Below are 10,130 nucleotides of genomic sequence, written 5' to 3'. Positions count from 1 at the left end.
CGGCAATCGAATCAGGAGTTTTTGACCGGGATTCAGGAAATTTTCGATTGGCAGCTTAAAATCAATCAAAATGAAGCGTTTAAGGCAGATTATTCTACCCACAAGAAGGTTTTTAGACGAACTGACGCTGGTCGTCAGCCATGATAGGGAATTACTGGATCGGTGCGAGGTCATTTATGAGCTTTCCGAATTGGGTCTTAAAAAGTATGGTGGAGACTATATCTTTTATGAGGCCCGGAAGGAAGAGGAAATGCAGGCCTTGCGCAGCCGCATCGAACATGCGGAGCATTCCCTGAAAAAATTCCGGCTGAAGCTTAGGGAAACACAGCAACGGAAGGCAAAGGCAAATGCCAGAGGGAAAAAAGAAGGAAGGAGCGGCTCTATGCCCAAAATCCTTGCCAATGCCAGGAAAAGCCATGCAGAAAGATCGGCTTCCAGACTGACGGAAGTTCACTTTGATAAGCTCAAGGGAGAGCAGCGCAAGCTGCAGGATCTCCGGGCCAGGGAACAGCAGGCAAGGGAAATAAGGATCAGACTAAGCGATTCCCTCTTGCACCGGGGAAAAGTCCTTTTCAAAGCCAATCTGGTCAATTTCAAGTACGAGGGTGCTGGAGAATACCTGTGGAAAACGCCGTTGGATTGTACCATTTACAGCGGGGACAGGGTAGCATTGGGAGGTAATAACGGTTCCGGTAAATCTACGTTTGTCAGGCTGCTGATGGGGGAACTTGCTCCCTCTCACGGCAAATTGGAGGTTTATACAGGAAAAATCCTGGTAATTGACCAGGATTATCAGCAAATAGACCGGTCGGCGACCGTCTTGGACCAGGCAGCACGCTGGAACAAGAAGGGGGTTTTGGATCATGAACTGAAGACTTTCCTTACCCACTGTCTCTTTGAGAAGGAAAGTTGGAATAAGCAATGTGCCGTATTAAGTGGAGGCGAAATGCTCAGACTCACGCTTTGCTGTATGGCGCTCTCCCAGGAACATCCTGACGTGATCATCTTGGATGAGCCTACCAACAACATCGATCTTGACAACCTGAAAATCCTGGAAGAGGCAGTGGCAGCCTATCAGGGGACGTTGATTGCCATTTCCCATGACCTGCATTTTCTGGAAAAGGCAGGTGTTAACAAAACAATCACTTTACACCAAAACACAGACAACAACCATGTTTAAACGTAAGAATATTTTAGTGTTCCGGACTTCAGTGGAGGCCTGGGAGACCGTTTTGAAAATAAAACCCTTACTGGATAGGCTGGTAGAGGACACTGGCAGGTGGAACTTTGACCTGGAGGATTGTGACCGGATATTACGGGTAGAGTCCAACCACCTTATTGCCCAACAGGTAGTGGATTTGCTCCGGAAAAATGGAATTTTCATCAAGGAACTGGAAGAATAATATCTGAAAAAATGGAGCAACTTACTGATTCTCAAATCCGTCATTTTATCCATGATGGGTATGTGAAAATCGAGAAGGCTTTTTCGGAAGAATTAGCGGGCCAATGCAGGGACATATTGTGGAAGGCTACCGGCTGTGACAGGAATGACCCTTCGACTTGGAATAAGGGAGTGATTTGGCTCTGGGCCTTTTCGGAAGGGCCTTTTGTCCAAGCAGTCAACACCCCGGTTTTACACACGGCCTTTGACCAACTGGTGGGAAAGGGGAGGTGGGAACCAAGGTACAGCCTGGGAACTTTCCCCGTTCGTTTTCCTTCAAAGGAGGATACCGGAGATACAGGCTGGCATGTGGATGCCAGTTTTCAGGGCGCGGATTCCGATCCCAACGATTTTATCACCTGGAAAGTCAATATCCATTCCAAGGGCAGGGCTTTGCTGATGCTGTTTTTGTTTTCGGATGTTGGAGAATTGGATGCGCCTACCCGCATCCGGGTGGGTTCACATTTGGAAGTGGCAAGAATGCTTGCACCCGCGGGGGAAGAGGGGTTGTCTTCTTTTGACCTGGGAAGCACGGAGAAACTCCCGGAGGTGCTGGCCACCGGGCCTGCGGGAACGGTTTACCTTTGTCATCCGTTTTTGGTACATGCGGCCCAGGTCAATCGCGGTACCCGGCCCAGATTCCTGGCCCAGCCTCCCTTGTATCCTTCCCGGCCATTTCAGCTGTATCGACGGTCAGGAGATTATTCTCCGGTGGAGAAGGCGATAAGGATGGCGCTTGGCAAAACGGGAAACCGGAAAGGGTAGAGGCGGATTGCCTCACCCTTCCTGCGGCTGTGGTCACAATGACGCTTCCGGTACATCATCATTGACAGTCCGGAATGACAAAATCGAGCGGAAAGGCCGGACAAGCCCTCTGATTTTTAATATTCCGTACTTTTGAAAGGTACTTCCGCCTTTTTCAAAAGTACATCTGAACGCATATTGGTCATTTTTGTGCCATAAAGTTTTCAACCCAAAAATGAAACAATCATGAAGTTCACCATCACCATCTTTACCGCCTTATTTGTCTTTTTTGACGCCTTTCCGCAAATTCCTGTGGACCTTATGGGCGGGCACAAGGCCACGGAATTTTCCTTCTTTTGGTTTGAAGACGTGGATGCCAAAAAGAAGGTTGAATTGTTCAACTTCACCTTTTTCTCAGTCGATTATCAGGACCAAAGTCAGAACGAGTATGAAATTTATCAGGCCGTGACTTACAAATTAAACAGAAACTGGGGGTTTTCCGGTGTGGGAAGATTTGCGTTCAATGAATTCATGCCCCAGATTGCGGTGGCTTACCAGCTTTTCAATGGTAATTTCTTCTTTGCTGCCTATCCCTATCTCCAGTATTCAGGTGTCCAGGATATTTGGAGCCAGGGGGCCTTTGGCTTTGTTTTCTGGAATCCGAAACTCAATGAAAAGTGGAAGTGGTTTCACATGCTGCTTTTTGAAACCAATGTGGACAAAAGAGGGCACCAGTACAGTTTCCAACAGTTGAGACTGGGTGTGGAAAGCCCGCAGGGGATACAGTTTGGCTTGGGAGCTACCTTGGGCCAGAAGGGCGCCATATGGGACTTCACCAATAATCTGGGGCTATTTATCAGAAAGGAATTATAAAAACCTGCTTGTAGATCTGTCATCATGCTGGGTGTCAAGTCAAGTATGAAATGTCCGGTTTCCGATCGCTCCCATTGGTTTCCAATGTGTCCGCGAATTGCCCCGGACCCGGTCAACGGGATTCGGGGGATCAGCACGAAGGAAGAGGGGGTAGTTTAATTGAAAAGCCGTTCAATTGGGTGATTCTTTCCATGTAATTAGTGAATTAGCATAGACCTGACCCAGTCTGCCTCAGCCTGCCCCGAACTGGTTTCGGGGAACTTGGTTCGGCATTAGTGGATAAAAAAATCGTTAAGATTTCCGTCAATTTACACTTAACATGATACTGAAGAATTTGACCAACAATGTTTTGGAAAATTAGATACCAATCGGTATCTTTGGGGCATGAGAGATCCGGAGGGCACCAGAATCAAAATATTGGAGCAGTCGGCACGGCTGTTCAATGTGCAGGGTTATAAAGCCACTTCGATCAGTGATATTACGACAGCCACCGGGCTGACAAAAGGGGCTATCTACAGGCATTTTCAGGACAAGGAGGATTTGGAGGAAAAGACCTTTGCCCATTTGGCCAAAGGAATCGTGATGCGGCTTCAAAAAGTGGTGAAGGAACAAGACAATGCACCGGACAAGTTGAAAGCCATATGTGCCTTTTATGAAGACCATGTTGAAGGCCTGTTTATTGAGGGAGGGTGTCCCATGTTGAATGCCGCTATTGAGTCGGACGACACCAAAGCAGGACTGAAGGCGGGGGTATTTTCTTTGATGAAGACGCTTCAGGAGGGGCTTTGGACCATTATAAAAAACGGGATAAAATATGGTCAGATCAAACCGGAAACGGATGCCGATCATTATTCCTCGCTGTTCATCGCTACCCTTGAAGGGGGAATCATGATGAGTAAGCTGAGGGGAAACAACAAAGACATGGAAACGGTACTCAAACATTTATACAAAATCATTGACGAAATCAGTCTATGATTTTTTTTGCCCAATAAGATACCGATCGGTACCTAAAAAAGAAGTGTATGAAAAACATGATTGTAAAAAGTTTGGGATTCTATTTGAATTCCATTACATGGGTTGCCCCCAGGAAGGCAGGTGAGTTTGGGTTTGAACTTTTCTGCCGCCCCATAAGGACCAAGGTCAAGCCCTACCAGCTAGAATTTTTGCAGACGGCAGAGCAGCAGCCGTTTACTTTCGACGGACTTCGTGTCCAGCTGTATCGCTGGGGTAATGGCCCGAAAAAGGTACTGTTTTTGCATGGTTGGCAAAGCCATTCTTTTCGCTGGAAGAAATATATTTCAAGCCTGCCCCTGGATCTTTTCACGGTATATGCGCTTGATGCCCCCGGTCATGGGATGAGTGAGGGAAATTTTATCAATGTCCCTTATTACAGTGAACTTATTCAACAGTTTGTCAAAGACCATGGAGCTTTTGACGCGGCAGTGGCCCATTCTTTGGGAGGGATGTCTTTATTGTATTCGCTGGGCCACCATTCGAATTTGCCCATAAAAAAGGTAGTGGCGATGGGTGTGCCGGGCAAAGCGAGGGATTTTGTGAACTTCTACCAACAGACACTCAAGCTGAGTCCCAAAACCATGTCCATCATTGAGGATCATTTTGTCAACAGGATAGGCAAGCCGGTAAACTATTTTGAAACTGAGAAATTCGTGAAAAACCTGGAAGTTCCCGGTCTCATCGTCCATGACGAGGAAGACAAGGACGCTCCCTACATGTATGCCAAAAGACTTCACAAAGAATGGAAAACCTCTGAGCTGATGACCACCAAGGGACTGGGACACAACCTCCGATCTGAAAAGGTGGTGGATGAAGTAAAGGCTTATTTGTTGGCTTAATACAGAGAGGTGAGGCTGAATGATTCATGTCCAGTTTGTTCCGGATTTGTTTTATGACCATACCCGCCGTGAGACATTATGTTTTCGTTTCCAGAAGAGTAAAGGAATTGGCATTATGAAAGCCCCTAATACAGGTTATAGACTTGCCGGTGACATGTCAAGGATTTCCCATGATCCTCTCACGGTGCTTTAACCCCCATTCGCGCAATTCCTTGATCATATCGCTTAGGGATTCGCCATGTTCTGTGATCTCATATTCGACTTTTGGCGGGAAAGTGTCATGAACCGTCCGTTTGATCAGTTGATGTTCCTCCAGTTCTTTCAATTCTTTTGAAAGCATTTTGTCTGTGATCCCTCCGATATCCCGGGCTATCTGCCTGAAACGCTTGGTCCCCAATGTCAACGAGACAATAATGGGCAGTTTCCATTTGCCGCTGAGCACTTCCAGCGCATCCTTTACCGGCAACATCATCCGGGCACACGTTTCCGGCGTCTTTTCGGCCATTTCTTCACAATGGTGGTCTCTCGTTTCTTGCTGATCCATGGTTTTTTCGTTTGCTATACTATAGTATAGTGCTATATAAAAGTATAGTAATATGTTATGTAAAGCAAATATAGATAGGTTTGCATTCTTAACAAACAACAAATCTATGCGATCAAAACAAATTATTTATTGGACAACCACCGTCGTGCTCTGTGTCATGATGCTTTTTAGCGGCATCAGCTACCTGACCGATGCCAGCTTAATAGAAGCTTTCCAGCATATCGGCTTTCCAGGATATTTCAGGGTAGAACTGGGTATCGCTAAAGTGCTGGGGGCACTTGTACTGGTAATTCCTGCTGTCCCTTCAAAAATAAAAGAATGGGCATATGTGGGGTTTGCCATTACCTTTATCTCCGCTGCCATTGCCCATATCAGCATAGGAGATCCTCTTGGGGCAGTGTTGATGCCGCTGGTTATTCTATTGGTGTTGGCGTTTTCTTATCTGTACAGTTATAAACTCAGGGAAGCAAAGGCTTAAAACAGCGCTTCAACCGAAAGACCTGGCAGGTTTTTGAAACCTGTCAGGTCTATTTCCAGGTTATACCGGTTCTTTGTGAAACATGTGGGTGGACACCGCGATCCGGTTCCACAGGTTGATGGTACCGATCTGCATGATCAATTGGGCGATTTGGTTGTCATTGAAAAATCGCTTGGCCATCTGGTAGGTCGGTTCGCTTAGTCCCTGTTGGGCGATCAGGCTGACTTCATCGGTCATGGCCAGTACCGCCTTTTCTTCTTCGGAAAACAGGGGGGATTCTTTCCAGGCAGCCAAGGCAAAGATCCTTTTGGTCTCTTCCCCATTTTGCAGGGCTTCTTCCGAATGCATTTCGATGCAGTAGGCACAACCGTTGATCTGGGAAGCCCTGATTTTGACCAGGTGCTTCAGTTTAGCTTCCAGGCTGGTCGAGGCCAGGTACTTTTCAAGCCCAAACATGGCTTTGTATGCGGCGGGTTCCAAGTCTTTGATGCTGATCCTTTGTTTCATATGATTATAATTTTTTTTTTAATAGGCCATATGGAATCTCGCATGTTTTATAATCATCCCAGTTTGTGACGTTTTCGTCATGCTCGGTTTCATGGTATTTTTCTGCTTTGTTTGAGGCAAAATTCAGTATCCCTTGGGACAATAAAATTAAACTGGTTTAAGAAATGCTTCTTTTACGGATTTCGCTGAGGTATTCAGGTGTAAATCCCAGGTAAGAGGCCAACATGTACTGAGGGATCCTCTGGGCAAATTCAGGATAGGACTCCATGAAATGCCGGAATAATTCTTCCCTGGAGAAGTCATATAGAAATTTGATGCGGAACTGTGATGCCGCATAGGCCCTTTCCGTTACCTGTCGAAAATAACGTTCCATTGACGGAACCGCCTGGAACAGCGGGACTTCAGACGAGACCCGAAGTTGTATGATCTCGCTGTCTTCAATGGCTTGTATAAAAAAATGGGAAGGCTGCTGCCTGGAAAGGCTCATAAAATCCGCTATCCACCAGTTCTCAATGGCGAATTGGGTAATTTGTTCCGTACCGTTTTCTTTGAGAAAAAACATACGGAGACAGCCTTTAGCTACAAAATAGCGCGCATGACAGACTTGCCTTTCCTTTAGCAGAAAGGTTTTTTTCTTCTTGGACAGGGGGATGAAATGATTTTTGATTTTTTCGGCATCCGGATCTTCCAAGGGGATAAATTGACGGATATGTTGGACAAGGATTTGAATAGGATCCATAGAGTTAAAAGAAAAATAATAACGTATATGAAGTTTTTCGCAAATTACCAACTATTTATAGTTCAAGATATACCATAAACTTTAGCCACTTATACCTGCATGGTTTTCCATTTGCCTCTGGTGAACAGCCACATGGTAAACAGTCCCACGGATGTCTCAGACAAAAAGACCGCCCAAAAAACGCCGGAATGCTGCCAATCCCATGTGATGGCAAGGTAATAAGCCAAAGGAATCTGTATCAACCAAAAGAAGACAAGGTTGATTTTGGTGGGGGTCATGGTGTCGCCGGCACCGTTGAAGGCCTGTACCGTTACCATCCACCATCCGTACACGAAATACGAATAGGAAAGGATGCGGAGCCACTCAGCCCCGATGGCCACTACCCGGGGATCCTGGGAGAAAATCCTGATCAAGGGTTCGTTGTAAAAGAAATAGATGACAGATACACCGAGCATAAACACCATATTGTAGACGCCGATCTTCCAGATGGAGGATTCTGCCCGGTCGGGCTGATCGGCCCCCAGGTTTTGTCCCACCAGCGTGGCAGCCGCATTGGACAATCCCCAGGCAGGCATCATGGTGAACATCATGATGCGTAAGGCAATGGTGGCGCCGGCTACTGCCTCGCTGCCAATATCCGCAAGGATCCGCATCAAGAAAATCCAGGAAGTCATGGCCACAATCATCTGTCCTATCCCTCCCATAGAGGTTCGGGCGATGTTCAGCATCACACTTTTTTTCAACGTGATTTGGGATGATATTACCCGGATATGCTTGCTTCCTCTGAATAACACATACAGCTGATAGAGGACGCCGGCTCCTCTGCCTATATTGGTGGCGATGGCAGCCCCTTCTATGCCCAAAGCCGGGATGGGGCCAAACCCGAAAATCAGGAGCGGGTCCAGGATGATGTTCAGCCCGTTGGCCAGCCAAAGCACCCGCATGGCTATGGCGGCATCGCCTGCTCCCCTGTAGATGGCATTGATCACGAATAGGAGCATGATCACGGCATTGCCCCCAAGCATCCATTGGGCATAGCCTGTTCCATGGGTAAGGCTCCACTCATCCGCTCCCATGAGTGCCAGAAGTTCTTTGGAATAAAAAATTCCCCCCACAGCAAAAGGCAGGGATGCCAACAGCCCAAGAAATATGGCCTGGATAGCCGTGATACCCGCTTCCTGCTTCTTCTTTTCCCCTATCCTGCGGGCAATGATGGCGGTAACCGCCGTGGATAGCCCCATGGCGATGGAATAAAGCAGAAACAAATAAGTCTCCGTCAGTCCCACAGTCGCAACCGCGGACGCTCCTAACCGGCCGACAAAATAGATATCCGCCACGGCAAAGGTGGATTCCATGACCAGTTCAAGGATCATAGGGACAGCCAAAAGAAAAATGGCCTTCCTCAATCCTATTTTTGTATAATCCTCTTCAGTCCCACGGATCGCATTTTTGAGCTCCTGCCATATAGAGCCGGAGGGGCGTTGCGGTGTGATTGTTTTTTGGCTCATCTTTATTCTGTGTTAAGATAGATGTAAAAAAAGAAACTGAGGATAATTGTCCATACATTGCACCGTACAGAGGAACCCGCCGGTATTCTACAGGGATCCGGTGACTGCCGTTTTGTTTTTTGCTCCCACGGATAACCGGTGCCGATACAAGGACAAATCACTTTGGTGGATTGTTTTTTTCTGATTATATGTGATGATCATCACCGATGGTATAAATCAGATCGTCCGCGGAAGCATGGACAAATACAACCTTCCAAAGTTCATTTCACTCAAGCGGTATTTGAATAAATCCAAAAAAAAGGCAATTAGTTCACATTTTTCATTTTGTCAGCAAAGGTATGAATTTTCTTAACCTTTCATCCCGCATCCAAAGCCCTCCCCAAGCCAATATGGCCAGGTAAACAGGAAAAAGTGTATGGGTGAAAAGGGGATTGTCAAGCCGTACATGGGTGGCAACTGCCCCTCCGAAATAGGCAGTCAATAATATGGCCCCCAAGATTGATGTGCGGGGAAGAGCATACATAACGATCGATAGCAGTCCTAATGTGCCGATGGTCATGATATGATGTTCTCCATAACCGAGCTCCACTGTCCCCTCCACGACTTCCACCGGCTGGATGAATTTGAAGATACTGTCCATCAACATGAATAGGATCACCAGTCCACTCATGGTCCACCCTATCCGGTTTTGTTTTTTCGATGTTTTTTGTGCAATCGTCATTTTGTGTTACAGAAAGTGAAGAAGAATTGAAGTTATTGTCCATGGATAATACCAGTGACCAGGAATGGCCCGAAGCGATGCGGCAAAACATCCCTACGTGTCAACCTCCCGGGTCCGGGGCCAATCCGGCCGCTTGATACAATTGATCAAAGATCAGCTTGTCGTTTTTGCCTTTTCTCCACAATTAAACATCCAGTTCACGCCAAATTTGTCCACGCAGCTTCCGAAGTAGTCTCCCCAAAACATGTCCTGAAGTTCCATGGTCACTTTGCCACCTTCTGAGAGGGCGTCAAAAAGCCTCTTGGTTTCCTTTCTGGTGTCAGGCTCCAGGTTGATATGGACATTGTCGCCAAAGTTCAAGTTGAAGCCCATGGATTCGGGCGCGTCTGTTCCCATCAATGTGTGGCCCCCAAGAATGGGTAGTTCCACATGCATTACCAGGTTTTTGTCACTGTCTGCACAGGCGGGAACTCCTTCCATAGGAGGCACATCGCCCATACGCATGATTTCGCCAAAAAATTGGGTGCCAAAGACGGATTTGTAAAAGTTGAAAGCTTCTTCCGTGTTGCGGGGGAAGTTCAGGTAAGTGCTAACTCTTGCCATGATGATATTGGTTTAAGGTTTATGTATAGAATCAAGAAATATGATCACTGAGTGTGTATGCAAATCTATTGGATATACGCACGCCGGATATTGTGTGAAAACGACAAAGTTGGGGGCTG

13 protein-coding genes are annotated in these 10,130 nt (G+C 46.8%); 7 read left to right on the top strand and 6 right to left on the bottom strand.

From position 1 onward, the window contains the following. Positions 1 to 70 precede the first annotated feature (70 nt). The 6 genes from ACFPFU_RS17405 to ACFPFU_RS17380 all read left to right on the top strand — a co-directional run bounded on the left by ACFPFU_RS17405 (position 71) and on the right by ACFPFU_RS17380 (position 4,911). Positions 71 to 1,180, top strand: a complete 1,110-nt coding sequence (locus ACFPFU_RS17405) for an ATP-binding cassette domain-containing protein (protein ID WP_377066387.1) — start codon at positions 71 to 73, stop codon at positions 1,178 to 1,180. Further along, positions 1,173 to 1,403, top strand: coding sequence for a hypothetical protein (locus ACFPFU_RS17400; RefSeq protein ID WP_377066385.1), 231 nt, complete (start codon positions 1,173 to 1,175; stop codon positions 1,401 to 1,403). The genes ACFPFU_RS17405 and ACFPFU_RS17400 overlap by 8 nt, the downstream gene beginning before the upstream one ends. An 11-nt stretch (positions 1,404 to 1,414) precedes the next feature. Then, positions 1,415 to 2,206, top strand: coding sequence for a phytanoyl-CoA dioxygenase family protein (locus ACFPFU_RS17395; protein WP_377066383.1), 792 nt, complete (start codon positions 1,415 to 1,417; stop codon positions 2,204 to 2,206). Positions 2,207 to 2,431: 225 nt separating this feature from the next. Then, entirely contained in the window at positions 2,432 to 3,058 is a 627-nt protein-coding gene (locus ACFPFU_RS17390) for a hypothetical protein (protein WP_377066381.1), read from the top strand. A gap of 384 nt (positions 3,059 to 3,442) precedes the next feature. Continuing rightward, positions 3,443 to 4,033: a TetR/AcrR family transcriptional regulator gene (locus tag ACFPFU_RS17385; RefSeq protein WP_377066379.1), complete on the top strand. Its 591-nt coding sequence runs from the start codon at positions 3,443 to 3,445 to the stop codon at positions 4,031 to 4,033. Positions 4,034 to 4,080: 47 nt separating this feature from the next. Further along, a complete protein-coding gene (locus tag ACFPFU_RS17380; protein WP_377066377.1) occupies positions 4,081 to 4,911 on the top strand; it encodes an alpha/beta fold hydrolase in 831 nt (276 codons plus the stop codon). Between the two features lie 157 nt (positions 4,912 to 5,068). Here ACFPFU_RS17380 and ACFPFU_RS17375 read toward each other — a convergent pair whose 3' ends face one another. Beyond that, positions 5,069 to 5,455 (bottom strand): winged helix-turn-helix transcriptional regulator, encoded by a 387-nt coding sequence (locus tag ACFPFU_RS17375; RefSeq protein ID WP_377066375.1) that lies wholly within the window; start codon positions 5,453 to 5,455, stop codon positions 5,069 to 5,071. Positions 5,456 to 5,561: 106 nt separating this feature from the next. On the opposite strand from ACFPFU_RS17375, the gene ACFPFU_RS17370 reads away from it, so the two are divergent. Next, positions 5,562 to 5,933 (top strand): DoxX family protein, encoded by a 372-nt coding sequence (locus ACFPFU_RS17370; protein ID WP_377066373.1) that lies wholly within the window; start codon positions 5,562 to 5,564, stop codon positions 5,931 to 5,933. Between the two features lie 60 nt (positions 5,934 to 5,993). Here the strand turns inward: ACFPFU_RS17370 and ACFPFU_RS17365 are convergent, their stop codons facing one another. From ACFPFU_RS17365 to ACFPFU_RS17345, 5 genes are all read right to left on the bottom strand, one after another. Next, positions 5,994 to 6,440, bottom strand: coding sequence for a carboxymuconolactone decarboxylase family protein (locus ACFPFU_RS17365; RefSeq protein ID WP_377066371.1), 447 nt, complete (start codon positions 6,438 to 6,440; stop codon positions 5,994 to 5,996). A gap of 157 nt (positions 6,441 to 6,597) precedes the next feature. Next, positions 6,598 to 7,179 (bottom strand): Crp/Fnr family transcriptional regulator, encoded by a 582-nt coding sequence (locus tag ACFPFU_RS17360; protein ID WP_377066369.1) that lies wholly within the window; start codon positions 7,177 to 7,179, stop codon positions 6,598 to 6,600. 89 nt (positions 7,180 to 7,268) lie between these two features. Then, positions 7,269 to 8,687, bottom strand: coding sequence for an MATE family efflux transporter (locus ACFPFU_RS17355; RefSeq protein WP_377066367.1), 1,419 nt, complete (start codon positions 8,685 to 8,687; stop codon positions 7,269 to 7,271). A gap of 319 nt (positions 8,688 to 9,006) precedes the next feature. Continuing rightward, positions 9,007 to 9,408: a DoxX family protein gene (locus ACFPFU_RS17350; RefSeq protein ID WP_377066365.1), complete on the bottom strand. Its 402-nt coding sequence runs from the start codon at positions 9,406 to 9,408 to the stop codon at positions 9,007 to 9,009. Positions 9,409 to 9,561: 153 nt separating this feature from the next. Then, positions 9,562 to 10,011: a VOC family protein gene (locus tag ACFPFU_RS17345; RefSeq protein ID WP_377066364.1), complete on the bottom strand. Its 450-nt coding sequence runs from the start codon at positions 10,009 to 10,011 to the stop codon at positions 9,562 to 9,564. Positions 10,012 to 10,130: the final 119 nt, after the last annotated feature.

Origin of the sequence: Negadavirga shengliensis (assembly GCF_042652345.1) — a bacterium.
GTDB classification, from domain to species: Bacteria; Bacteroidota; Bacteroidia; order Cytophagales; family Cyclobacteriaceae; genus Negadavirga; species Negadavirga shengliensis.
The sequence above is the reverse complement of the archived record's forward strand: the minus strand, read 5'-3'. Positions and strand labels throughout refer to the sequence as shown.

Excerpts from the sequence above, each read along its gene's own strand:
- ACFPFU_RS17405 (WP_377066387.1), top strand. The coding sequence starts at position 71 with ATGAAGCGTTTAAGGCAGATTATTCTACCCACAAGAAGGTTTTTAGAC.
- ACFPFU_RS17400 (WP_377066385.1), top strand. The coding sequence starts at position 1,173 with ATGTTTAAACGTAAGAATATTTTAGTGTTCCGGACTTCAGTGGAGGCC.
- ACFPFU_RS17395 (WP_377066383.1), top strand. The coding sequence starts at position 1,415 with ATGGAGCAACTTACTGATTCTCAAATCCGTCATTTTATCCATGATGGG.
- ACFPFU_RS17390 (WP_377066381.1), top strand. The coding sequence starts at position 2,432 with ATGAAGTTCACCATCACCATCTTTACCGCCTTATTTGTCTTTTTTGAC.
- ACFPFU_RS17385 (WP_377066379.1), top strand. The coding sequence starts at position 3,443 with ATGAGAGATCCGGAGGGCACCAGAATCAAAATATTGGAGCAGTCGGCA.
- ACFPFU_RS17380 (WP_377066377.1), top strand. The coding sequence starts at position 4,081 with ATGAAAAACATGATTGTAAAAAGTTTGGGATTCTATTTGAATTCCATT.
- ACFPFU_RS17375 (WP_377066375.1), bottom strand. The coding sequence starts at position 5,455 with ATGGATCAGCAAGAAACGAGAGACCACCATTGTGAAGAAATGGCCGAA.
- ACFPFU_RS17370 (WP_377066373.1), top strand. The coding sequence starts at position 5,562 with ATGCGATCAAAACAAATTATTTATTGGACAACCACCGTCGTGCTCTGT.
- ACFPFU_RS17365 (WP_377066371.1), bottom strand. The coding sequence starts at position 6,440 with ATGAAACAAAGGATCAGCATCAAAGACTTGGAACCCGCCGCATACAAA.
- ACFPFU_RS17360 (WP_377066369.1), bottom strand. The coding sequence starts at position 7,179 with ATGGATCCTATTCAAATCCTTGTCCAACATATCCGTCAATTTATCCCC.
- ACFPFU_RS17355 (WP_377066367.1), bottom strand. The coding sequence starts at position 8,687 with ATGAGCCAAAAAACAATCACACCGCAACGCCCCTCCGGCTCTATATGG.
- ACFPFU_RS17350 (WP_377066365.1), bottom strand. The coding sequence starts at position 9,408 with ATGACGATTGCACAAAAAACATCGAAAAAACAAAACCGGATAGGGTGG.
- ACFPFU_RS17345 (WP_377066364.1), bottom strand. The coding sequence starts at position 10,011 with ATGGCAAGAGTTAGCACTTACCTGAACTTCCCCCGCAACACGGAAGAA.